We start from the raw sequence: 24,205 nt of genomic DNA, 5'->3' as shown, positions 1-24,205 counted from the left end.
TTCACATAGTGGTTCCAGCTGTAAAACCAGTCAATGCTGCTGCCGCTGACCGAATAAAGGATCTCCGGGATCTGTCCCGGTAAATACGTGCCGCCGCCCAAACGCGTAATAAGGCTAGCCATATAATTACCTTTTTGCGTGCACAGGGTCGCATCCGGGATGTCGCCGGTCGTGAAGCCCCATCCCCACATAAGGTACTCACTGTAACTGTGATAACTCATGTATGCGTTGATGACATGGGACTTCGCGTATTGGACTAACGCCCGGGTTTCATCGCCGGAATTGGGCCAGGGGCCGCAGAAAAGGTCATCGTCGGGGTAGTGCGTGGCTTTACCGCCATCAACCGCACCCCAATCGCCGCTGAGTATGCCCGCACTTGCCGGATAGTTGCGATTAGGATCATTTCCTATGCCGCCGCCAAAAGGCTCGCGGTTCCTGCGCCACCAGTTTCCCGCCGGATAATCATAGACATACCCATCGGCATTTATGATCGGGAAACAATAAATCTCAGTGCTGTTGATGATATTGGTGATCTGGGGCACGACCCCGTAGGATTTAAGCATAGAATCGGCGAAGAAAAGCACGAGTTCGATCGTCGCCCATTCCCGTGAATGGTGCAGCGCATCAATCAGTAATCCCGGTTCGTTCGGGTCTTCAATGCTTGGTTCGTCGGATATCTTGACGCCGTAGAGCCACCTGCCCTCATAGGTCCTCAAGGGGAGAGAATCCAGTTTGCATATTGAAGGGTAGCTGCCCGCCATGTTCCTTAGCAGCGTGGTTACCTCGGCATACGAATGGTATTGCGCCCTGACATTTTCTTTGGCGTAGTCAATGTCAAGAACACGCACCTCGTACGTTAACCCCGAGTTGATGATCCGGTCCATCAGCGCCCGGTCGGCAACTATGTCATACCACTCGCCGGCCCGCGCCGCTGCGATATCAAGTGTTTTTTCCGATAGCAATTTGAGATCCTGCTGAGATGACGTGTAGACCCGGACTATCATGTGCTGGCTGATCGCTAAGCTGCCCAGCACGAGCAACACAACGACTATTTTATTCATAGGTTATCGGCTCCTTTTTTTTCAAATATTTCAAATGTTATCGAACATAGCCATGCGCCTTTACAAGAGACTTAAGTATAACTTATGCGTAAACCTCCTAAACTAAAATATACATATTATAGTGCCGTTTTTTCTTATTGTCAATAGTCTAGAGAGCTCCGCTCTCAGACGTTTTAGATCGTGCTGTTTTTCAGGACGTCAGCCATTGAAAATAGACCGCGTTTTTTTTTGATTGTAAAACGGACCGCGGCCAGGGCGCCATGGGCAAAACATGCCCGGGCAGTAGCAAAATGCCGCAGTTCAATGAACTCGCCGCTGCCGAGGAACAGAACGCGGTGCTCGCCGATGATATCACCGCCCCTGACTGCGTTAATGCATACTTCCCGGCTGGGACGACCGCTGGTCAGGCCCGATCGGCCATAGATCAGTCGCGCACCCGGTCGGTTTTTCTGGACGATGCCTGCGATCGTCCTGGCCGTGCCTGAGGGAGCGTCTTTTTTCGCACGGTGGTGAGTTTCGACGATCTCAATGTCGAAATCATCAAGGCTGCGGACCGATTGCTCAACGAGGCGATACAGGTGATTGACGCCGATGGACATGTTGGGCGCCAGCAGGATCGGGATCCTTTTTGACATTTGCCGGATCCTGGCGAGCTCGCGGTCGGAAAAACCGGTAGTGCCGACGACCATTGGTTTACGAAGCGTGACCGCCGCCTTAATGTTATCAAGAGACGCTTTGCGCGTCGTGAAATCAACAATGCAGTCGCATTGCTTAATGAATTTGGTGACCGAATCCGTGGTCGGGATCCCGGTCAGTGGCCTGTTGATAAGCGCGTGTTTGTTTACTTCGACACCGGCAACGATGGAAATATCCCTGGTGCCGGCGGCAGCAGCGATAATTTCACGACCCATCTTGCCGGCGGCCCCGCAGAGCAAGATCTTTATCATATCTTCACCCCGTACCCCTTGAGCGCCGATCTTAACAGCACGGTGTTGGCAGAGCTCATTTCGACCAGTGGCAGGCGCAGTTTACCCGAAGGCATCCCCATAAGATGCATGGCTTTTTTCAGAGGTATCGGGTTGGTTTCAAGGAAAAGCGCCTTGACGACCGGGAATAACCTCAGGTGGATCCTTTGGGCGCCCCTTATCTTTCCGCTGAAAAACGACCGGCACATATCGGCTACGGCGCGGGGCAGGATGTTGGCGACGACAGACACGACGCCCAAAGCGCCGATCATCAACATCGGCAGGGTGAGCGAATCATCGCCGGATAGAACGTCCAGGCGTTTGCCCCCGAGCCGGAGGAGCTCGGATACCTGTTCCAGGTTACCACTCGCTTCCTTTATCGACCTGATGCGCTTGCAGTCGCGGACCAGGCGGGCAACGGTTAAGGGCAGGATATTCGTGCCGGTCCTTGAAGGCACGTTGTAGATCATGATGGGCAGGTCAGTATCGGCGTTGATCGTCTTGTAATGTTGATAAAGGCCTTCCTGCGTGGGACGGTTGTAATAAGGCGTTACGATCAGCAAACCGTCGGCGCTGCAATTCTGGGCGTGGTGCACCATGGCGATCGTTTTCGCGGTCGAGTTCGTCCCGGCGCCGGCAATGACCGGGATCTTGCCCTTGACTTCCTCGACGCAGGTCCTGATGATCAACTCGTACTCGGATTTGCTCAAGCATGGACCTTCACCCGTGGTCGCGCAGGCAACAATGCCGGCGGAACCGTTTTCTCTAAGGAACGCGATATTGCGGCGCAGACCGGTCTGGTCAACGCGGTTATTCTTAAACGGTGTTGCGATAGCCACGTACGATCCTTTATACACAGACTCTCCTTTGCTGTTTTTCCATCAATGACCGCTTATATTCTTTTGCCGCGTTTTAAGATGTCATACACGCGGTTGAAATCTTCAAGGCTGAGGCATTCTATCGTTATGCTGCCGTGGTTCCTCTTCCATGTGATGGTTACCTTGGTATGCAGGATCTTTGACAGTTCATCCTCAAGGATCAGCAGGTTCGGTTCTTTCTCCCGGCTCGGTCGGATCAGGGGTTTTTTAAATATTTTCTGGATAACTCTTTCGGCCGCACGGACCGAAAGTCCGTCCCTGACGATGCGCTCAGCGGCCTGCACGACCTTCAATTCGTTATCCAGCGACAACAGCGCACGGGCATGTCCTTCGTTCAACAGTCCCTTGCGCAAGTAGTCCTTTACCTTTTCCGGCAGTGATAGGATCCGGAGCGTGTTAGTTATCGTGGACCGGTTCCGGCTCGTGATCCTGGCGATCTCCTCGTGGGTCAAGCCGAATTTCCTGTGCAACTGATCATAGGCGGTCGCTTCCTCAAGGGGGTTTAGGTCCTGGCGGTGGAGATTTTCGATCAGCCCGATCTCGAGCAATTCCTGATCGGTCAGGTCCTTAATGACCGCAGGTATCTCGGAAAGACCCGCGTACTGTGCGGCCCTGAACCGGCGTTCGCCGGCGGCGAGGATAAAATAGTCCTGCTGTTTTTTAACGATCACGGGTTCCAGCACGCCTTTTTCCTTGATCGAAGCGATCAGGTCCTCGACATCGGCCTCTTCGATCTTGGCGCGCGGCTGATAGGGGTTTGGTTTGATATCGCGCAGGCGTATTAGCTTGAATCCTTCCTTCAGCACGTCCTTTTCCGTCTGCGAGATCAGGGCTTCAATGCCGCGACCGAGCGCTTTCTTACGCATGGTTCAGCAGCTCCTTGGTCAAGTTCAGGTACGCCTGAGCGCCTGATGAAGAAATATTATAGTGAAGCACGGAAGTGCCGTAAGACGGGGACTCCGCGATCCGGACCGACCTGGGGATGATACTGTCGAACACGGTATCCGGGAAATTTTTCCTTATATCTTCGGCGACATCCTTGGACAGGTTAAGCCGGGCATCATACATGGTGAGTAGTATTCCTTCGATCGTCAGCCGCGTGTTGAGCCCTTCTTTCACCGCTTTCAGGGTTCGTAAAAGTTTCTCCAATCCCTCCAACGCGTAATATTCGCACTGGATCGGAATGATGACACTGGCGCATGCGACCAGGCTGTTCAAGGTCAGAAGACCGAGCGACGGCGGGCAGTCGATCACGCCGAACGCGTACTCCGAAGTCACCAGGATCAACGCGTCCTTGAGCTTTTGTTCTCTTTTTTCCTTGTCCACAAGTTCGATCTCGGCGCCAACCAGGTCCGGCGTCGATGGCAGGACCGAAAGGTACGGCCATTTTGTCTTGACCGTGGCCTCCCTGATGGACTCCGGCTCGAACAGGCAGTCGTAGATCGACGATTCCAATCCGTGGTAGTCGATGCCGAGCCCGCTGGTGGAGTTCGCCTGAGGATCCATGTCGATCAGCAGAGTGTTTTTTTCGGCCAGGGCCAGGCCGGCGGCCACGTTCACCGCGGTCGCGGTCTTTCCCACGCCGCCTTTCTGATTGCAGATCGCGATCGTCTTCACTAGGATATAATAATAAAAAATCATCCAAAGTCAACGGGATGATCCGGCTGCCGTTGACAGCGAGCGCCGTAATAGATACAATACGGCATGGAGATCATGATGAGCGCGCTGGCGGACAATGAGCATGTCGCGATGATCCGGCGGTTGGTTGGTAAACGCAAGCTGTTCCTGGTGGGCGGCACGCTCAGGGACGCGGCGCTCGGCGTCATGCCCAGAGACTATGATTTCGCGGTGTCGGGTTCCGGGGTTACGTTCGCGCGAGCGGTCGCGAAAAAGACCGGCGGCTCCTACGTGCTGCTGAGCAAGAACGACGACGAAGCGCGCGTGGTCAAGGACGAGCTGATCTATGATTTCATCGGGATCGGCCGCAACGATATCCAGACCGATCTCGAGCGCCGTGATTTCACGGTCAACGCCATGGCTCTGGACCTGGAAACGCTTGAATTTCTGGACCCGTTCGGCGGCATGAAGGACCTGAAAAAAAGGATCCTCAGGACCGTGTCGGACATATCGCTGTCCAGCGATCCGCTGCGTGTGCTGCGGGGGTTCAGGTTCGCCCTGGAGCTCGATCTCACGCTGGACCGTAACTTTTTACGGCTCGCCCAGGATGTTTCCCTGAAAAAAACCGCGGCCGAGCGGATCGGTTATGAACTGATGCGGATAATGTCGGCGCCGTTCTCGTACGGCGCCCTTAAAAACCTCGACGAACTCGGCATCTTTAAGCAGATCTTCCCGGAAGCGGACAAGATCATCGGCGATCCCGAGCTCTGGGGGCATTCCATGCAGACCTATTATGCAGTGGAACGGCTGACGAGCGAGGGATTTTTCCGTACTGAACTAAAGCCGGAATTCGATGCTTATTTCGCGAATGAACGAAAGAGGCCGCTGGTTAAACTGGCCGGATTACTGCACGATGTCGCGAAACCGGAGACTTTTTTACTCAAGAAGGGCGAAGTTCATTTTTACGGGCATGACACAAAGGGCGCAAGGACCGTGGAGGTCCTGGGATACAAGCGGCTCAAGCTTTCGCGCGCCGATGTCACGGTCCTCCGCAAACTGGTCAAGGAACACATGAGGCCCCATCTACTGGCGACTTCGGCGGAACTGACCGACCGTGCGATCCGCCGGTTCTTTCGTAATCTTGGCGACGATTATTTCGGTTCCATGATGATCGCATGGGCCGATGGTTACGCGACCGGGGGCAGGACCAAACACCTCGAGGATACTTTCCGACGCATGGTCGATCTCAAAAGGGCGGATGACGCCAAGCCGAAGGTCGAGCGGTTGGTTGACGGGTACGACCTGATCGACTTGGGGTATGAACCCGGACCTATTTTCAAAGTCATTCTGCAGGAATTGCTGGACCTGCAGCTTGAAGGGAAGATCACAACGAAGGAAGAAGGCAGAAAGGCCGCCCGCGAACTTTTTTCCAAAAAGGAGACGCCGTAATGAAAAGGAAAATGAATTTAAAGCCAATAAGACTGATGGGTAGCACGCCGATCGAAGAACACAGCGGGTTCACCGGTTCGACCCGTCTGTTCATAAAACGGGATGATCTTAATGGCGTGCTCGTGTCCGGCAACAAGACCAGGAAACTTGAATATCTGGCGGCCGATGCGCGCCGCCTGAGATGCGATACGCTTGTTACCTGCGGACCGGTCCAGTCCAATCACTGCCGGACCACGGCTGCTTTCGCGCGCAGCAACGGGCTGAAGTGTCATCTGTTCCTCCGGAAAAAAGATCATGAAGAAATGACCGGTAATCTCCTGCTGGATAAACTGCTGGGCGCGACGATCACCTATATCACGCCCGCGCAGTATGAAAGGCGGCTCGACCTCATGGCGGCGTACGCGCGGCGCATGCGGAAAAGAGGCAGTAAATGCTACGTCATACCCGAAGGCGGCTCAAACGAGACCGGGTCGCTGGGCTATATAAATTGCATGAAAGAAATGGCCGGATTTATAAAAGCGAACAACATTGATGCCGTATACTGCGCAGTCGGTTCAGGCGGGACTTATGCCGGGCTCCTGCTGGGGAAGAAGCTCCTGGGTTTGCGCGTCGCCCTGTATGGCGTGATCATCTGCGACACGGTGCGCTTTTTCGAGGACAAGATCCTGACGATCTGTAAGCTGGCGGATGATCGCTTCGGGCTCAATGCCAGGGTTAGACGCAGCGACATCCAGCTTGTGGGCGGTTTTGTCGGAAAGGGTTACGGGATCCCGTATTCCGAGGAGATCAAGGTAATCAAAGAATTAGCGAAGACCGGGATCATCCTTGAACCGGTTTACACCGGGAAGGCTTTCTACGGCATGCGGCAGCACCTGAAGAAAAACCGGTGTAAAAAGGCAATTTTCGTGCATACCGGCGGGATCTTCAGCATCTTCGCGTTCGGGAAAGAATTGGGATAGATTAAAAAATTACGTGCATTAGCACAAATTCCCAAATTCCCCAAATTCCGCCCTGCCCCCGCTATGCATCATGCGGGATTAAACAAAAACCATAAAATGTTGAATTATTGCCCATAAAACCACCGTAATTTCAGCGATTATTTTATTATTGTAGTATTTTTCAAAATCATGTTGAATTTTGTTGATTTTACCTGATAACTAAATATAATCTCTCCCATAAGGGGGTTGTCTATGGGGTGGAACATTCGTAAACGGGGTGAAGAACTCTATCATCATGTCTATGCCTGGGGCAATGACCATCATCCTGTTTTCAAAAACGGATCACATTATCAGTTTTACCTATCTCTCCTGGAAAAAATGACGTCTGTGTACAAAGTGGACATTGTCGCATACGCACTTATGAAGTGGCATGTCCATCTGTTCGCTTATGACCAGGCGAACAAGATCGCCGATTTCATGATGGCTCTCCATGGCGGGTACGCCCAGTATTACAACCGCGACTGCAGTCGCACGGGCCACGTTTTCGGCGAGCGTTATAACAACAAGATCGTCGCGAATTCGCTATACGGTGTGTGGTTATCGCGCTATATCCACCGGCAGGCACTGGATGCGGGACTGGCAGCGGATCCGGCAGGGTATCCATGGACCAGTTACCGGCGATATGTGGGCGCGGAGCCGCGCGGATTTGTCAAATGTGATATTGTCTTAGAGATGTTCAGCCCAGGACTAGATAAAATTCAGCGGTATCAGGAATTTGTTATGGGAGCAGATGAAGGACCAGTGGATTGGGATCATCGTCGGCTGAAAATTCGCGACGGCAGGCCGTTATTAGAGATAATTGCACAGGAATTTGAAGTTGATCAGACACAGATCGTTACGCCGAAGGGTAGGGTGGAAAAGATGTTGCGTCGTCAAGCGGCAGTTCAACTGATGGGAAAATATGGTCTTAACACTTATGAAACAGCGACGATTTTGAAAATGACACCTAGCGCTATCTCAAAATTCACTAAATCCGCCCTGCTATAATTTGTTGAATTTTCTCTAATATTGACAAACTAGAAAATTCCATTAGTATTATTTTACCGGAGGATATTTGAGCACGAAATCTAAGTCCGCAGCACGAGACTCCAAACAATCTCATAGATCTGATATCGCCCGGATCGTGGGCGCGGATACGAACTGGTATCATTGCGATGCCCTGGGTAGCCCTAGGAAAACCACCAATGAATCGGGCTCGGTCGCCTGGACCGGGGCGTATTATCCGTTTGGCGAGATGCTTACCGGATCGGGCAATGTGCATGGATTTACAGGCAAGGAATTAGATTCGGAAACGGGTTTGAATTATTTCTGCCAGCGGTACTATGATCCGCAGACCGGTAGGTTTACCCAGCTTGATCCCCAGGACAGCCCGGCCTCGTCGCCGTATGCATATTGTATTGACAATCCACTGAGGTATACGGATCCGACTGGTACGACAAAAAGGGCGGAAGAGATGGAATGGAAGATGGAAATCATGGCAGCGTGGAAAGCAGGTTTGCGCGGACATTACGGCGCGCCATCATGGTGGTATTCACCAACCTGGTTTTTAGGATCGGCTGAAGAATTGGATCCGGGCTTGTTTGAAAGAGGCTGGTGGAGGTATACTCGTGCGGAAAAACTGAATATGGCAGTGAATTATCTGAGTAACACAGCATGGGGTAAGACAGAAATGGGCGCACAAATCATCAACGAGATTCGTGAAAAAATTGGCAAAGGACTTCTGGAAATCGGTGGGTCGAAACTCGGCGATTACGATTTCGATACGAGGATAATCAACATCGGTACTGCTGGCATCGATTATTTAGGTTTAGGTGTTGCGGCAATATTGGTAGAGGAGGCTGCACACGCGCTTGCATCTGAACATGAACTTTTTGGAGGTGGGTATTGGGATTGGTATCCAAGCGTAGAAGGATTTGGCAGGTACCATGGCGCACAACTTTATGGCAATTATTTTCAAAATTATTCTGATCCATGGGGTTACCTGTTCTCGAACTATTTTAAGACATATGTCTATGGAGGAACGAATTATGAAAATATATATTGGAAAAGAAAACTTTAGTGAGCTGTATTCGTGAATAACCATGATACTGGCCTTAAAAAACATTTCTGTTTGTAGTTGTTTTTCTCTGTGTATGGTAACTGGATTGAATAATGTTATTTCACATGACGACAGTATGACTTACCCGCAATTTGCGAACACTGCAGTTGTCTTCGACTCGATAGTGATGAAGGCGTGTTCAACTATATCGACTAAAACCAATGCCACTTATAGATTTCAGAGTACAATTGAAGCCCCTTTTATGCATAATAATCTATTATTATTATTGCTTCCTCATTATTATTCTCGTCCACCTAGAACAGGTATTGTGTGCATAATTGATACTTGTCTCAATATGATAATTGTAAATGACGATTTTGAAAGTAATTTCAACAGAATGATCGCATCGGAAGCGATCCACGTAAACAACTATGAGGTAGCTATTAACGTAGCAAAGTTGTTTGTGCGTTTAGTTATGCCATATCTATCTTGGGAACCACAATTATTTGCTGAGGAGGTCAACAAAAATTATAATGAAGTTGCAAATTCCAGAAGTGAGATTGGATCATTGGAACCAGATTTTTTCAAGCCGATGACTGAATGTTATAATAAAGGTTTAAAAAAGCAATTAACCTCTGAGAAATGGCGAACCTGGGTATGTAGAATGAATAATCATTATCTGGTGAAAACAACGACAATCGGCATAATCGATGGCAAACGCAGGGTGTTAAATTGGCAGGTTCAGGTCAATGAGGACGGAACCGTGAAGGTCGACATGCCAAAGATTGTCAAGCAGATACTGAAGAAGAAGTTTCCAACAGAATTTCCATGACGCTTACATTATAATAATGGCGAGAATCTTGTTAAACGCCGAAACGGCGCCACCCTGGTCGATTCTTTTGTCTATAGCGTAGGACGAAATCCGCCCTGCCATAAAAAGTGGATAAAACTCGTGGATAAATGTGGATTCGTGGTTATGGGGATTAAGTAAAGCTATTTTTGGATACGCGGCAAAGCGGTTTTTAGGATCTCGAAGATAAGTTCATCATAGGTCAGACCGATCGCCCGCGCTTCCAGCGGAAGGTTGGATTCAGGAAGCAGTCCAGGGATCGTGTTGACTTCCAGAACATACGGATTTTGTGACTGGTCGAGCATGAAGTCGACCCTGGAAAAACCACACGCACCGATCGCTTGGTGAGCGGCAAGGGCGTAAGCCTGGGTCTTTTTGTACTGCTCTTCCGGTATCCGCGCCGGCACGATGTATTCGGTCATGCCCTTCGTGTATTTTGATTTGTAATCATAGAACGCCCGCTCTTTGGGCGCGATCTCCAGGATCGGAAGGGGAACATCGTTAAGGATCCCGCAGGTTGCCATCATCCCTTTGATGAATTTTTCAAAGAAAAGATCCGGGAATTGTGCTGAAAGCCTGGCGTAGTGGTTCGTCAATTGTTTTTTCGTCCGGGCGATGATCACGCCGACGCTGGAACCTTCGGCGCAGGGTTTAATGACGACCGGATAACCGAGTTTTTCCACCATCTCGTCGAGGTTCGCGTCTTTTTCATGGTAATATTCCGGGGTTGGGATAGAGGCGCCGGTGAATACCGTCTTGGAGACGATCTTGTCCATCCCGACGGCCGAGCCGATCACGCCGGAGCCGGTGTAGGGAATACCTAAGAATTCCAGGATCCCCTGGACCGTGCCGTCCTCGCCGAATTTTCCGTGGAGGGCAATGAAGGCGATGTCGATATCCTTTAGTTTTTTTATCAGGTTCTTGTCGACATCGATCTCTTTCATGTTGAATCCCTGCTTTGCGAGTGAAGCGACAACGCAGGCACCGGTGCCCAGCGAGATCTTGCGTTCGGATGACCACCCGCCGCATAGAACACCAATTTTCTTCTTCAGCAGTAATTTCTTTTCTTCATTATTCACGAGCATATATGAAATGATAGTTAAATTTCGATGCGCGTCAAGTGGATGAATTTGCACTTAAGTCTTTATCGTGGTATGCTTTTTCTTGTTGACAAGTTTGGGAAATTAGATACACTATTAATTATGGGACATGTAAAAAGATCTGTTGTGTTGCTGTTAAGTTTATGCGCGCTCGGTATGGCGCTTGCCGTCGATGACGTTGCGCACAATAACCGCGAACTTTTCTATGTGAACCCGGTGGCCGGCGAGATCCGTCTGAAAGCCAGGAAAAACACCGTGAAGCAAGCTTTTTTAATGCGGGATTCGTTGGCGGCGCGGATGGATATAGCTTACCAGGATGATTACTTTGATTATTTCACCGCTGATATCGGGGCATTCGATACTACTCTCGTTTATTATTTTGTGGTCAAGGCCGGGGCTGATTCGCTCGTTTTCCCGCCGGTTGGTGCTTTCCGGCCGCAAGTAACGATGTTCGCACCGCCGGCCTGGGCCGCAAGCAAGGTATACTACCTGATCTTTATAGACGGTTTCAGGAACGGTGATCTGGTCAGTGAGCCGCCGGGTATGAGGTCGTGGGGAAGCAAACCGCAGGACTGGGCATCTTATGGCGGCGATCTTTCAGGGGTCAAGGACCAGCTCGATTATCTTGATTCGCTGAATATAGACATTTTGCTGCTGTCACCGGTCGGGACCGCGAATTCCAATCACAAGTTCAATTTTTTCGATTTCGGCTCGGTCGATCCCGTGTTCGGCGACACGGCCGCACTTCGCTCCCTTATTGTTGAAACGCACCGGCGCAATAAAAAAGTCGTCCTGATGTTCATCGCTACGCACACGGGTAGCGATTTCCCGGCATTTACGGACATCCTCCACGCGCAGGATAGTTCCAAATACCTGAACTGGTACCAGGTCAAGACCAGGCCGGTAAAACTGTCCAGTACGTACTTTGAATGCTGGCGCGGGGACCCGCATTTTCCAAAATTAAACCTGAAGGATCCGCAGGTGAGAAGTTACCTGATGGGTTACATCGAATACTGGCGCCAGTTCGGTATCGACGGGTTTTATATCGGCGAGGATCCCGCAATCAATGTCGATTTTTTAAAGGATCTCCGCGCGTTCATCAAGGCGAAATATCCCAGTTTGCTTCTTGTCGGTACCGATTCCAGGCCGCTCACGGGAGACGGACTTGACGGAAGCCTCAAGCCCGCAATGACCGAACTGATCCTCAATTATTTCGGCCGCAAGACGATCCCCGTGTCGCAGTTCGACCAAGCGCTGCACAAGATCCTTTTCTGGACGCCTTCGCAGGCGAACGCGTTCAACCTCATGGCCGCCAGCACGTTCGACTACCGGATCAGGGAATTTGTCGACGCAGGCGACATCAAGAACCTGTACGCGTTCATAATGACGTTCTGCGGATCGCCGGTCATCACTTACGGCGACGAGATCGGCATGACCGAAGCCGAATCCCTGAACCTGGGGAGTTTTGTTTCCAACCCAGCAGGGCAGGACCTGAACCTGCTCTCCGAGATCAAGCGGCTCATCGGGATCCGGAAAGCCAATGGACAGATCGCGAGCAAGTATTTCTACACGCTCCTGGCGAATGATATCACGCAGGTCTACGCGTACGATCGCGGGGGTCTGATCACGGTCCTCAATTCCGGGGAGGCTCCGGCTTTTGTCATGCTGCCGGCCTGGGATGGCACGTATGCCGATCTGCTGAGCGGTGAAAAAATAACCGTTTTCCAGCAGCAGCTTAAAGTATCCATCGCTCCAAAATCATACCGCGTTTTCCGGCGTGAGCCTTAAATTACACGCGGACTTTAAGCCGGCCGGCGACCAGCCGGAAGCGATCGAACAACTGGCACAAGGCATAAGCGACGGCTGTAAATACCAGACACTTCTGGGTGTGACCGGTTCGGGCAAAACGTTCACGATCGCCAATGTCATAGAAAAGATCCAGAAGCCGACCCTCGTCATTTCGCACAACAAGGCATTGGCGGCCCAGCTGTACAGCGAATTCAAGTCTTTCTTCCCGGAAAACAGCGTAGAGTATTTCATATCCTATTATGATTATTACCAACCCGAGGCTTATGTGCCGGCAAGCGACCTGTACATTGAGAAGGACGCATCGATCAACGAGGAGATAAGCCGGCTTCGGCTGAAGGCGACATCGGCCCTGCTCACGCGGGAAGACGTGGTCATCGTGGCGTCGGTGTCGTGTATTTTCAACATCGGCTCACCGGACGAGGTGCGCGAACTCGTGGTGGAAATCGTAAAGCATAAAGAGAAAAGCCGCGAATCGATCATGAGCGGCCTGGTTTCGATCCAGTATTCGCGCAATGACATTCAGTTCCTGCCCGGCACGTTCCGGGTGCGTGGTGAGATCATCGACGTGCATCCGGCCGATGAAAGGGACGGCGTCAGGATCGTGTTGTCCGGTGACCGTGAAGTGGTGGAAAAGATCCAGGTCTTCGACCCCCTTACCGGCTATATAAAGAAGGAACTGGAACAGACAGTGATCTTCCCGGCAAAACATTTCATCACGACCCAGCCCCGGATCGAGGAGGCGGTGGGCAGGATCGAACAGGAACTCGAAGACCGCGTCAAGGCCCTGGAAACACAGGGTAAGTTCCTGGAAGCCCAGCGACTCATCCAGCGGACCCGTTTTGATATCGAAATGCTCACGGAACTGGGTTACTGCCCGGGCATTGAAAATTATTCCATGCATCTGTCCGGCCGCAACCCGGGCGAAAGGCCGTTTTGTTTGATCGATTACTACCCTAAGGATTTTCTCCTGGTCATCGACGAATCCCATGTCACGATTCCGCAGATCGAGGGCATGTACGCGGGCGACCATTCGCGGAAGACGACGTTGGTCGAATACGGTTTCCGGTTGCCGTCGGCACTGGAGAACCGGCCCTTGAAGTTTGACGAATTTGAATCGCTGGTCAACCAGGCCGTCTGTATTTCGGCGACACCGGCGCAGTGGGAGATCGAGCGGTCGGGCAAACGGATCATCGAACAGATCGTGCGGCCCACCGGCATCATTGACCCCATGGTGACGATCAAACCGGCGAACAATCAGGTCGACGATCTGATAAACGAGATTCAAAAGAGGGTTAGCGTGCATGAGCGCGTGCTGGTGACGACGCTGACTAAACGCATGGCCGAAGATCTGGCGCAATACCTGAACGAGCTCGGCATAAGAGTAAGGTACATGCACTCCGAGATCGACGCGATCCAGCGCGTGGAGATCTTGCGGGGACTACGGCTTGGCGAGTTCGACGTGCTCGTGGGGATAAACCTGCTGCGCGAGGGTCTGGACCTGCCCGAAGTCGCGCTGGTGGCTATCCTGGACGCCGACCGTGAAGGTTTTCTGCGCAGCGAGCGTTCGTTAATCCAGACCGCGGGCCGGGCCGCCCGCAATGTCCGGAGCGAAGTGATCATGTATGCGGACACGATGACCGATTCCATGAAACGGGCGATCGAGGAGATGGAGCGTCGGCGCAAGCGTCAGCTTGAATATAATGAAAAATACCATATAATTCCGAAAAGCATCGTGAAATCGCCCGAGGAGATATTGAAGGCGACTTCGGTGGCGGATCGCGCCGTGGAGAAAGAACCAGCGAGTGATAGTGGCATCGAGGAGATCGAAAATCTGTACCGGGAAATGGCCGATGCGGTATCGCTCATGGAGTTTGAGCAGGCGGCCAAGCTGCGCGATCAGATAAAACTGATAAGGCGCAAACTGGAAAAGCAGGGAACAAAAGCCAGCAGCGATCCAGGCGTACGCACCCGGGATCGCGGGCGCAGGCCGTAGGCCGACAGGCAAAGGGGGAACCATTACCACTATCGTTACGGAAGAATGGTATAACAGAGAATTCCTGAAGATCGTCGTCAGGGCGCTTAAGGAGGATATCGGCCGGGGCGATATCACCACCAACGCGATCGTCAGCAGCGACAAAAGAACGCTCGGCGTGATCTTCCCAAAAGAAGAAGGTGTGCTGTGCGGGGTGGAGATCGCACGCATGGTCTTTGCCAAAGTCGATGACCAGGTGAAGTTCGAACCCAAAATGAAAGACGGCGACCGGCTGAGTCCGGGACAGACCATCGCCACGGTCATCGGGTCGGCTGCGTCATGCCTCAAGGCCGAGAGAACGGCGCTGAATTTCATGCAGCAATTAAGCGGGATCGCGACCCTAACCAGAAAGTTCGTTGATGCTGCTGCGGGCCGGACCAAGATCCTGGACACGAGAAAAACGACGCCGGGACTGAGGTTGATGGAAAAATACGCGGTGCGCACGGGCGGCGGATTTAATCACCGGTTCGGGCTTTACGACATGGTCCTGATCAAGGATAACCATATCCAGATCGCGGGGAGTATTACCAAGGCGGTTCAGGCGGTCAGGCAGAAAAAAAAGAGAGCATACATCGAAGTGGAAGTAAGGACCATGGATGAGGTCAAGGAAGCGATGCGCCTGCCGGTCAACCGCCTGATGCTGGATAATATGCGGATCGAACTTGCCCAACAAGCAGTGACAATGGTCAAGTTGTCTTCGGACAAACTCGAGACCGAGATCAGCGGCGGCGTCAACCTGGACAATATCGAAGAGTATGCCGACTGCGGGGCTGATTATATTTCGATCGGCGCGCTCACACACTCGGCGCCGGCGATCGACATCGCGTTAAAAATGAAAAGCTTGGGCGAATAGTTATTACGAATGGGACGAATGGCAGCGAATGAAAACAAAACGAATAATGCGAATGATACCGAATGAATCGAATTCGGAATATTAGCTGTCATTCGTGTAATTCGGAAAAATGAACGTTGTTTCTTTTCTCGGTTCATTAATCAACTACGAAAAAGTCCCCGGCTATCATTATGACCTCGATGCATATACAAAATTTTTAAGAAAACTCGGTTCACCACAGAAAAAACTCAAGAATATTGTCTTGATCGCCGGCACAAAAGGCAAGGGATCGACCGCGGCGATGGTCAATTCCTGTCTGATCGCCAATGGCTACAAGACCGGTTTGTACACCTCGCCGCACCTGCGCAGGATCAACGAGCGGATCAGGATAAATAATAAGGAAATTTCCAATAAAGAGCTTGATCGATATATAAAGATCATAAAACCATTGATCGACCATAAGACCAGGATCGGCGCGCGGACGTTCTTTGAAGTCCTCACAACCATGGCGTTCATTCATTTCGCCCGGCACAAGGTCGATATCGCGGTACTGGAAGTCGGTCTTGGCGGACGTCTGGACGCGACGAACGTCGTTACCGGTCCTGTTATTCCGGTAATTACCAGGATCGGGTATGATCACATGAACATGCTGGGCAAGACATTGGAGCGGATCGCACGCGAGAAGGCGGGGATCATTAAAAAAATCCCCCCTCCCTTAATCCCTCCCCACCTGCGGGGGAGGGAAGGGTGGGGGGTGACAAGGCGGATACTTGAACCCACAGTCATCACCATCCACCAGCGATCTGTTGTTGAAAAGGTTTTAAGAAAGGTTGCCAGAAAGCGAAAACATGCGGTCATTTTTGCCAATGACCTCCACAGGATAAAGGTCCTGCGCATGGATATGACCGGCATGGATGTCCATATCAAAGGCAGGCGGGGTGAGTTCGACGCGCACCTGCCTATGGCAGGTAGACATCAGGTCGAGAATCTCTCGCTCGCGCTGGCAGTGGTGAGCCGGTTGAGGGATCAAGGCATAGAGATAAATATACCGGCGGTGAAAGCAGGGATCGCAAATACTAAATTGCAGGGCCGTTTTGAGGTTATCTCGAAAAAGCCGCTGGTGATTTTTGATGTGGCTCATAACGAAGATTCGTTTCGGGCGCTGGAACAAAATCTGAATGAGGTTTTTTGGAGTAGAGCCTTCAGGCTCATGAAAGACGGGGCTAAAGACCCTACTCCAAAGCGCGGTCTTTTTCTCATCTTCGGCTGCAGCACGGAGAAGGATATAAATTACGCGATCAAGCATATTTTCCCCAAAGCCCGAGAAGTCCTGCTTGTAAAAGCCGACCATCCCCGGGCAATGGAACCGGTTGAGATCTTCAAAAGTGCAAAAAAGTATCAGAAAAACATCATTATTGCCGGAACTGTAAAAAAGGCATTGGAGTATCTAAAAACCAGGATCACAAAAAATTCAGCAACAATAATCTTCGGTTCTTTTTACCTTTACCCGAAAAATCGTTGACAAATCGGCAATTTCAGATATAATTCATGTTGGTATTATATAGGTTTAAACCTTTGAATGGCGCATATTTAATGTACTGAAGATTTGAGCATATAAGAAATAAAATGAAAGGAAGGACTGTTATGAAAAACTTAATAAGTACGATAAAGCAAAACTTACACTCTGGGTGGGTCATCGCGAACCACATCCTGGTTTCATTCCATGTTGCGTTCATTTCATCGATCCTGTGCATCAGGGAAGGGATCGCGGGCAGGGACGTGCTCGGTTTTGTTTTCACGAGCACGGAAACGATCGTTTCTGCGGTATTCTGGTTCTTAAGTTTCCACACGGGCATCGCGATCCATGAAATGGGTCACTACCTGCAGGCCGTGCGCTTGAACGCCCTGAAGGAAAACCTTCTGCCTGAAGCGCAAAAAAAGATCAAAGCCGACTTTTTCACTAAACTGCTGTGGTATATCAAAATGTACTTACTTATTCCATACGGCGCGTTTGCGGGCGTGAAACGGGAAGGTCTGACCTATTATCCGGACGCTCCATTCAACCTCGCGGTCGCTGCGGCTGGTCCTGCGAGCAGCGGGAACATGTCTTTGGTCATGCTGCCGATCGCCGCGGTTCTTTTGATCATTGGCTTGATCCAGAACATCGAGATCATGATATACTTTGGACGTCTATCTCTGGGTATCGGACTGGTAGGATTGCTGGACTTTTTGTTGGCTGATCCGGGTAAGTACCGCGAATTCCGGGCACGCGAAGCTAAGGCAAAGGAAAAAGCCGAAACGGTCGAGATCAGCAAGGACACCTGGATGAACAAAGTCAAGAGCGTGAAACAGATGATGATGAACAAAAGGATCCAGGAAGTACCGCTGCCAGACGGCGATATGCTCAGGGCGCCCTGGCAGTATCGCAACTGCGGCATGGGCGGCAGGCATACGGAAAAGGAATATCCGGAAAGCAATATCAGCATGCAGGAAATGATGTTCGTGCCGCTGTGCGCTAAAAATTACGAGGAAGCGCAGATGATCACGGTCGCGTTGCAGACGCGTTTGAAGGAGATCATGGAAAAATCCGAAGGCGCCCGGGTCATGGGTATCGGCCTGGAGGGCGGTCTCGCCCCTTTTGTCGCCAAAGAACCTCAGGATCAGGTCCCTGAACAGCGGATGTGGCGCATGGCCGTGCAGGCGATCAGGGATATCGGCTACAAACCCGGCGACGACATCGCGATCGCGTTCGATCCGGCGTTAAGCGAATTGAGCAACGCCTACCGGGAAGAATTCAATCAGCCGGACAGCGTCGGAATGTATTATTTCTGGCGGGGCGAGGAGAAGGTCGTGATGTCCCGTGACCAGCTGGTCGAGCTGTTCAAAAAAGCGGTCGAGGAGGTACCGATCGTATCGCTCGAAGACGCGTTCGCAGAAGACGATCACGAGGGCTGGCGTCTGCTCATGAAGGAACTGGGCGACAAGGTCTTCATTATCGGCGATGACCTGGTGACTACCAAGGATTCCACGATCGAGGAGTGCGCATCTAAAGGGCTGATCAACACGGCGCTTATCAAGGCGAATCAGATCGGCACCCTATCTGAGTGCCTTATCGCCATGCTCGTCGCACTGGGTAAGGGACTTGATCTGGTCGTTTCGCACCGTTCCAAATCACCTAACGACGACATGGAAGCACAGATCGCGCTGGCGGTCAATTCGCTGGGCCTGAAAGCGGGTGGTGGCGCGAACACGGAAAGGCTGTATAAATACGGTTCAGTCACAAAGACAATGAAAGAGATGGAACGGGTTGCCAAGGGCGGTTTTACTAAAAGCGATGTCACTAAGATTGCGGGCATAATCCAGGATCTGGTGATCACCGAGGTCATCGCGTACGAGGAACCCACGAACGCGGGTATCCCGTCGGTCGGTGTTGATCTATACGCCGGCATCGCGGGCAGCGAGCAATACCGCAAGATCTTTAAATTCACCGGTTCAACGCCGCTGGGCACGTCTGCCGGCACCGGCGAGGCGATCCACCTGATCGACAGCACGATCGAAAGGTCTGGGGTCGTTGACAAGTACCCCGATCTGTTCACGGCCCAGGCCGACAAGACCTTCAAATTCAAGAAAGGCACGAACGAAGCCGCAGTCAGCGCGAAGAACGACACTGAGCTTAACGCGCTGTGGAAGTCAGTGCAGCGCTATGAAGGCAAGGGCTGTCAGAACGCGGTTAACAACGTGCTGAATATCATTGCCAAAGAGTTCATCGGCAAAAAGGTCTCGGATTTCACGGCGATCACAACCGTGGACCGGCTGCTTTTGAACTTGGAAAAGGAAACGGCGATAAAACGCGGCAAAATAACCCAGAACGCGTCGCGCGATGAGGTCATCGAGGTGATGCAGAGAAAAGGGAATCTGGGTATGAACGCGGTATTGTCCATGTCGCTGGCGATGGGCCGGCTGATCGCGCACGTCCAGGGTAAGGACCTGTGGCAGCTCATGCGCGAGGAGATGAAGGCTGCGCTGGTAAAGGTCATCCAGGCTAATGGCGGAAAAACCGCGGGTCATAAGGCCACGTTCGCCGACCTGATCAAGGATCTGCAAAAAGCGGATGAAGCCCTGCAAAAGAAAGGTAAAAAGTTATACGAGGCACTGCGCGAACAAATGCCGATCTATGGCTAATGGCCGATAACATATAGTTGATAGCCAATAGCCAATGGCTTAAAACTTATGGCTGAAACGATCAAGACATTCTGGGACATTGAAAAGGAAAAAACGTGGCGGATCTACGCCGTTTTTTCCTTTTTGCTTTTAATCCATTTTATATTCATCTGGGTCGCCTGGCTGATCGTTAAACTTGTGCTCTCCAACCGACTCTTCCTCACGTGGCAGGCCATGAAGTTCAGCCTGTTCGACTGGGATACGGTTATTGTCATGCTGGTCGCGCTAATTGTCACGTGGTTCCACTGGTATCACTCCAACAAGATCGTGGTCGACAAGATCCTGGGTTGTCTTGGCGTCAGGCATCCGGACAAACACGATAATTACCATCACGTCTTCGAAAACGTGGTCGATGAACTGCAAGCGGCCGCCGGCGGCCTGCAGGTCGAAAGGTATGTCATCCCGACCGGCGCGATGAACGCTTTCGCCCTGGCCGACCTGAGCGGCCGTATGGTCATCGGCGTGACCGAAGGTTTGATCTCGCGGCTCAAGCGCGAAGAACTGCAGTCCGTGGTGGCGCACGAAATGGCGCACATCGTCTCCGGCGACTGTCTCCTGACGACTATCGTCTGCTCGCTGTTTAACGTATACGAAGAAGCGCTGGCACGGGCTCCACAATTAGCGTCCTTTGACCGCGGAGAGCAAAATCAGCGCCGGGCGAGTTCCGCAGTGGCGGCATCCATGCCCGTTCTGCTGGCGCTGTTCGTTTTCGAGTGTTTTGGTTCGCTGCTTAACATGTTCATTTCCAGGGAAAAGGAATACCGGGCTGATGCCGCGGCAGCAAGGCTGAGCCGCGATCCGATGAGCCTGGCGAGCGCGCTGTACAAGATCGCCCTGCGCTGGCGCGGCGCCGGTTACAGCGGCGACCGGCTGTCCGCGATCTTCATCATGAGCCCTGAGCACAACCTTATGGAAGAATCCGAAGGTTTCTGGCCGACCCTTTTTTCCACGCACCCGCCTTTCACCAAGCGGCTCCAAGTCCTGCTTGACCTGGGCCATGGCGAGATAAGTCAGCTGACCGAACAGATCCAGAAAAAGATCACGGTCAAGACCGAGGCCGACATACCAGAGACCGGTCCCGTATTCTATGCCGAGAAAAATGACGAATGGTACGGGCCGTTCTCAATGCTCCAGCTTATGGGCTTGGATTGGCTCATCCCTGAGACCAGGCTACGCGTGGACGGCAGCACCGAGGTAATCGCCGCCGTGGAGGTCCCGGCACTCACTTTTTTCTTTGAAGTCAGAAAAGAACCGATGTGGAAGATCAGGCGGCTGTGCCCGCTGTGCCGGCAATGGCTGATCGTACTGCCATACGAAGGGATGTACGTGTCAGAATGCGCGTTCTGCCGGGGCATTCTGGTCGAGCGCGACAAGATCCCCCGCATAATCACGCGCAAGGAAAAAGGTTTCTCAAAAAGGGTTCAGCACCTGGCCGACGTCATCAGGAAACAGTCGAAAGAGCACGGTTACAAATGCGAGCTCCGCATCGCCACGGCTCAACCGCGCAACTGCCCGAAATGCGGCAAACCAATGGTGCATAAGTTCTACAGCTACGCGCACCACGTTGAGATCGATGAATGCTGGACATGTGGTCTGATCTGGTTCGACGCCGATGAACTGGAGATCCTCCAGTGCATAACCGAGATCGAAGAGGGGGAAAGGTAGGCAGATTCATGGTGGCTTTCAATCCGTTGTTTTGGTATAACTGCTTGACGAATAGAGATTCTTCGGGTTTCTGGCGAAACCCTCAGAATGACCTGCAAGATTGTCATTCTGACCCTGAGTGCAGCGAAGGGGAAGAATCTAAACACAATTGTTACCTTAAAGAATTCGTGCCTAAATTAGATAAAAATAGTAAGGGAGGCTTTATGAAAAATATCGCGTTGTTAACCCTGATTGCGGGAATGTGGGTGTTCGCACTTAACAACCCGTTCCAGCCTTCGGCCAGGGGATATTACGTACCTGAACCTGCCGGTGACGCGGCGGTTATCAGGATCACTGATCATACTTTTGATCCGCTCGTATCGCAGCCAATTCTACCCGATGACCTTGACCTGAAATGCGACAAATACCCGGGCGACGGCGATGGATATTATCTCGTCCAATTGCGCGGTCCAATATATGCAAGCATGATCGACCAACTTCATAATACCGGAGCGGTCTTACTCGGATGCCATTCGCAGAATATGTTCATCGTGAAGATGAACGACAGGGTGAGGGCCGAGGTCGATAAGTTATCTATGGTGCGCTGGAGCGGGATCTATCAGCCGGCCTTTAAATTATACAAAAACATCCTGAATGGCAGCCGGGAATCAAGATTCCTGGTCTATATTTTCCATACTGAAAGCGTTAATGATACGCGCGGAGCCCTGGAAGCGCTTAAGGTCAAGATCCTTGATCTATCCAATACCGCGGAAATAAAATTTTTCTTTGTGAGCTGCCTACGGTCGCAGCTGCCAGAAATGACGCGTTTGCCCTCGGTTTGCTGGATCGAGGAGTGGTTTCCCTCGGCACCGGAGAACGATCTTGCGCAATGGGTGAACCAGAAGGGGTTGCCGCCGAATGATACGACCCGGTCGATCTGGCGCCAGGGGATTTTCGGCACCGACGAGATCCTGGGATACACTGACACTGGACTTGATGTTAATCACTGGGCATTCGGCGATCCGGCATTTTCCATTACGGACACGGGTGAATTCCCGACCCATCAAAAAGTCGTGGTGTTCAAACATTATCCGCCGGCCAGCGGCGTGGGTGATCCTGACGGTCATGGCACTCATGTGGGCGGCACGACCGTGGGCAATGATTCAGCCATGGGCGGCACAGACGTGCGGGATGGCCATTCCAAGAAAGCGCGTATTTCGCACCTGAGCCCGATCCCGAGTTCGTCTTATAATTACATTACTATCCTGGACATGCTTACCAATACCCTTCGCAATCCTCAGCTGCGCACGCACACTATCTCCAACTCCTGGTGGACCGGAACCATGGGCGTATATTCGGCGAAATCAATGGAGTTTGACATGTTCTGCTGGAGAAACAAGGATGTGGTGCTGATAAAATCATGCGGCAACCAGGGTCAGTCATCGCAGTACCGGATCACCGAGCCCGGCAACGCGAAATCGGTCATCGCCATGGCCGCGCTGGGCAACGGTACGAGCGCCACAACCCTGGCTACTTATTCAAGCCGCGGCCCCGGACCCGATGGCAGGGTGAAACCGGATTGTTCGACGATCGGGAGTAATGTCTATTCAGCCATGGAAGGCACGACTAACTCGTACACCAGCATGAGCGGCACGTCAATGGCGGCGCCTTCGTGCAACGGCTGCATCGGTCTGATCCGCGAATACCTGAGAAAAGGCTGGTATCCGAGCGGCACGCTCGATCCGGCAGACAGCATGGATTATGTCAGCGGTGCCCTGCTCAAGGCGATGATCATCGTATCCTGCGATCCGAATGTCGGGGCATATGTCGTGCCCAGCGAATATATCGGCTGGGGCCGGATCGATCTCGATTCCGTTCTTTATTTTGCCTTGCCGACGCCCGAAAAAAGGGAATTGCTGCTGGATGATGACACGACCGGCCTTGCCACTGGGCAATTTGCGGAATACCAGTTCAATGTCGATGATTCAACCGTACCGTTAAGGGCTGTTGTCTGCTGGACCGACACCGCGGCCGCAGCCGGCGCCGCGCGCGTATTGATCAACAATCTGGACGTCAGGATGGTCAACGCTTACGGAGATTCGTTCAAAGGCAGCGTGTATACAGGCGGTCAGTCTATTATCAATCCCACGGCGCGCTATGATAGCCTCAATCCCTACGAATGTTTCCGGATAAATGTCCCCAGGACAGGCTTATGGCAGATCAGGATCATGGCGGCAAATGTGGTGACCGCGCGCCAGCCTTTTGCCGTGGTGCTGACCGGTGCGTTCGAACCCGAGCCAGGTATTGAGGAAAGCAGCAGTCCAGTGCATACCGCGCGGTTCGATCTTGGAAGCTTCTTCCCGAATCCGGTACGGATTGGCAGCCACCGCGTGAGATTCAGCTTGCCAGCCATTGATAAAGACTACGCACTGAAAATCTACAACGCCAGCGGAAGTCTGGTCGCGATCCTCTGGCAGGGATCTGCGCAAAGAACCGGCTGGCAGACGGTCACGTGGGATGGCAGGGATGGAAAGGGAAGAGAGGTAAGTCCGGGCGTGTATTTTTACCGGTTGGAGTCTAAATCTGATGGCAAGAGCGTGACGCAAAAGGCGGTTTTGGTAAAGTAATATAGTTAATGGTAATTGGTAATTAAGTAATTAACAGAAAAACAGAAAACCCCGCGGCAAGACGCGGGGTTTTCTGTCAAGTTT

18 protein-coding genes are annotated in these 24,205 nt (G+C 52.0%); 12 read left to right on the top strand and 6 right to left on the bottom strand.

The features are described from left to right. The 5 genes from VF399_09555 to VF399_09535 all read right to left on the bottom strand — a co-directional run. Positions 1 to 1,061: M14 family zinc carboxypeptidase (locus tag VF399_09555; protein HEX7320584.1), on the bottom strand; the 1,061-nt coding region annotated here is incomplete at its 3' end. A 173-nt stretch (positions 1,062 to 1,234) separates the two neighbouring features. Next, a complete protein-coding gene (dapB, locus tag VF399_09550) occupies positions 1,235 to 2,008 on the bottom strand; it encodes a 4-hydroxy-tetrahydrodipicolinate reductase (protein ID HEX7320583.1) in 774 nt (257 codons plus the stop codon). Beyond that, a complete protein-coding gene (dapA, locus tag VF399_09545) occupies positions 2,005 to 2,883 on the bottom strand; it encodes a 4-hydroxy-tetrahydrodipicolinate synthase (GenBank protein ID HEX7320582.1) in 879 nt (292 codons plus the stop codon). Before dapA ends, dapB begins: the two co-directional genes overlap by 4 nt. A 35-nt stretch (positions 2,884 to 2,918) precedes the next feature. Next, a complete protein-coding gene (locus VF399_09540) occupies positions 2,919 to 3,770 on the bottom strand; it encodes a ParB/RepB/Spo0J family partition protein (GenBank protein HEX7320581.1) in 852 nt (283 codons plus the stop codon). Further along, positions 3,763 to 4,545 carry an AAA family ATPase gene (locus tag VF399_09535; protein HEX7320580.1) on the bottom strand — a complete coding sequence of 261 codons (783 nt, stop codon included), beginning with the start codon at positions 4,543 to 4,545 and terminating at the stop codon, positions 3,763 to 3,765. Before VF399_09535 ends, VF399_09540 begins: the two co-directional genes overlap by 8 nt. A gap of 63 nt (positions 4,546 to 4,608) precedes the next feature. Between VF399_09535 and VF399_09530 the strand changes: the two genes are divergently transcribed. From VF399_09530 to VF399_09510, 5 genes are all read left to right on the top strand, one after another. Beyond that, on the top strand, positions 4,609 to 5,970 hold the full coding sequence (locus VF399_09530; protein HEX7320579.1) for an HD domain-containing protein: 1,362 nt from the start codon (positions 4,609 to 4,611) through the stop codon (positions 5,968 to 5,970). Continuing rightward, a complete protein-coding gene (locus VF399_09525; GenBank protein HEX7320578.1) occupies positions 5,970 to 6,929 on the top strand; it encodes a D-cysteine desulfhydrase family protein in 960 nt (319 codons plus the stop codon). The genes VF399_09530 and VF399_09525 overlap by 1 nt, the downstream gene beginning before the upstream one ends. A 231-nt stretch (positions 6,930 to 7,160) precedes the next feature. Beyond that, positions 7,161 to 7,955 (top strand): transposase, encoded by a 795-nt coding sequence (locus tag VF399_09520; GenBank protein HEX7320577.1) that lies wholly within the window; start codon positions 7,161 to 7,163, stop codon positions 7,953 to 7,955. A 67-nt stretch (positions 7,956 to 8,022) separates the two neighbouring features. Then, positions 8,023 to 9,027 (top strand): RHS repeat-associated core domain-containing protein, encoded by a 1,005-nt coding sequence (locus VF399_09515; protein ID HEX7320576.1) that lies wholly within the window; start codon positions 8,023 to 8,025, stop codon positions 9,025 to 9,027. Between the two features lie 22 nt (positions 9,028 to 9,049). Further along, positions 9,050 to 9,838, top strand: coding sequence for a hypothetical protein (locus VF399_09510; GenBank protein ID HEX7320575.1), 789 nt, complete (start codon positions 9,050 to 9,052; stop codon positions 9,836 to 9,838). Positions 9,839 to 9,999: 161 nt separating this feature from the next. On the opposite strand, the gene VF399_09505 is transcribed toward VF399_09510, so the two are convergent. Next, positions 10,000 to 10,941 (bottom strand): D-alanine--D-alanine ligase, encoded by a 942-nt coding sequence (locus VF399_09505; GenBank protein ID HEX7320574.1) that lies wholly within the window; start codon positions 10,939 to 10,941, stop codon positions 10,000 to 10,002. Positions 10,942 to 11,082: 141 nt separating this feature from the next. Here VF399_09505 and VF399_09500 point away from each other — a divergent pair, with 141 nt between their 5' ends. The 7 genes from VF399_09500 to VF399_09470 all read left to right on the top strand — a co-directional run bounded on the left by VF399_09500 (position 11,083) and on the right by VF399_09470 (position 24,121). After that, the gene (locus VF399_09500) at positions 11,083 to 12,744 is read left to right on the top strand and encodes an alpha-amylase family glycosyl hydrolase (protein HEX7320573.1); all 1,662 of its coding nucleotides are present in this window, start codon (positions 11,083 to 11,085) and stop codon (positions 12,742 to 12,744) included. Next, the gene (uvrB, locus tag VF399_09495; protein HEX7320572.1) at positions 12,734 to 14,758 is read left to right on the top strand and encodes an excinuclease ABC subunit UvrB; all 2,025 of its coding nucleotides are present in this window, start codon (positions 12,734 to 12,736) and stop codon (positions 14,756 to 14,758) included. Before VF399_09500 ends, uvrB begins: the two co-directional genes overlap by 11 nt. Before the next feature lie 22 nt (positions 14,759 to 14,780). Then, positions 14,781 to 15,650, top strand: a complete 870-nt coding sequence (gene nadC / locus VF399_09490; protein ID HEX7320571.1) for a carboxylating nicotinate-nucleotide diphosphorylase — start codon at positions 14,781 to 14,783, stop codon at positions 15,648 to 15,650. Positions 15,651 to 15,759: 109 nt separating this feature from the next. Then, positions 15,760 to 17,151, top strand: coding sequence for a folylpolyglutamate synthase/dihydrofolate synthase family protein (locus tag VF399_09485; GenBank protein ID HEX7320570.1), 1,392 nt, complete (start codon positions 15,760 to 15,762; stop codon positions 17,149 to 17,151). A gap of 122 nt (positions 17,152 to 17,273) precedes the next feature. Further along, positions 17,274 to 19,811 carry a hypothetical protein gene (locus VF399_09480; GenBank protein HEX7320569.1) on the top strand — a complete coding sequence of 846 codons (2,538 nt, stop codon included), beginning with the start codon at positions 17,274 to 17,276 and terminating at the stop codon, positions 19,809 to 19,811. Positions 19,812 to 19,859: 48 nt separating this feature from the next. Continuing rightward, positions 19,860 to 21,515 (top strand): zinc metalloprotease HtpX, encoded by a 1,656-nt coding sequence (locus tag VF399_09475; GenBank protein ID HEX7320568.1) that lies wholly within the window; start codon positions 19,860 to 19,862, stop codon positions 21,513 to 21,515. A 203-nt stretch (positions 21,516 to 21,718) separates the two neighbouring features. Further along, the gene (locus VF399_09470; GenBank protein ID HEX7320567.1) at positions 21,719 to 24,121 is read left to right on the top strand and encodes a S8 family serine peptidase; all 2,403 of its coding nucleotides are present in this window, start codon (positions 21,719 to 21,721) and stop codon (positions 24,119 to 24,121) included. The last annotated feature ends 84 nt before the right edge of the window (positions 24,122 to 24,205 follow it).

It is taken from the genome of bacterium, from assembly GCA_036382775.1.
GTDB lineage: Bacteria > Hydrothermota > Tepidihabitantia > SM23-42 > JAOAFX01 > DASVHD01.
This window is presented reverse-complemented; position numbering and strand designations above follow the sequence as displayed.

Bases quoted from the DNA above. Each gene is read 5' to 3' on its own strand.
- dapB (HEX7320583.1), bottom strand. From the start codon at position 2,008: ATGATAAAGATCTTGCTCTGCGGGGCCGCCGGCAAGATGGGTCGTGAA.
- VF399_09540 (HEX7320581.1), bottom strand. From the start codon at position 3,770: ATGCGTAAGAAAGCGCTCGGTCGCGGCATTGAAGCCCTGATCTCGCAG.
- VF399_09535 (HEX7320580.1), bottom strand. From the start codon at position 4,545: ATGATTTTTTATTATTATATCCTAGTGAAGACGATCGCGATCTGCAAT.
- VF399_09530 (HEX7320579.1), top strand. From the start codon at position 4,609: ATGGAGATCATGATGAGCGCGCTGGCGGACAATGAGCATGTCGCGATG.
- VF399_09525 (HEX7320578.1), top strand. From the start codon at position 5,970: ATGAAAAGGAAAATGAATTTAAAGCCAATAAGACTGATGGGTAGCACG.
- VF399_09520 (HEX7320577.1), top strand. From the start codon at position 7,161: ATGGGGTGGAACATTCGTAAACGGGGTGAAGAACTCTATCATCATGTC.
- VF399_09510 (HEX7320575.1), top strand. From the start codon at position 9,050: ATGATACTGGCCTTAAAAAACATTTCTGTTTGTAGTTGTTTTTCTCTG.
- VF399_09505 (HEX7320574.1), bottom strand. From the start codon at position 10,941: ATGCTCGTGAATAATGAAGAAAAGAAATTACTGCTGAAGAAGAAAATT.
- VF399_09485 (HEX7320570.1), top strand. From the start codon at position 15,760: ATGAACGTTGTTTCTTTTCTCGGTTCATTAATCAACTACGAAAAAGTC.
- VF399_09480 (HEX7320569.1), top strand. From the start codon at position 17,274: ATGAAAAACTTAATAAGTACGATAAAGCAAAACTTACACTCTGGGTGG.
- VF399_09475 (HEX7320568.1), top strand. From the start codon at position 19,860: ATGGCTGAAACGATCAAGACATTCTGGGACATTGAAAAGGAAAAAACG.
- VF399_09470 (HEX7320567.1), top strand. From the start codon at position 21,719: ATGAAAAATATCGCGTTGTTAACCCTGATTGCGGGAATGTGGGTGTTC.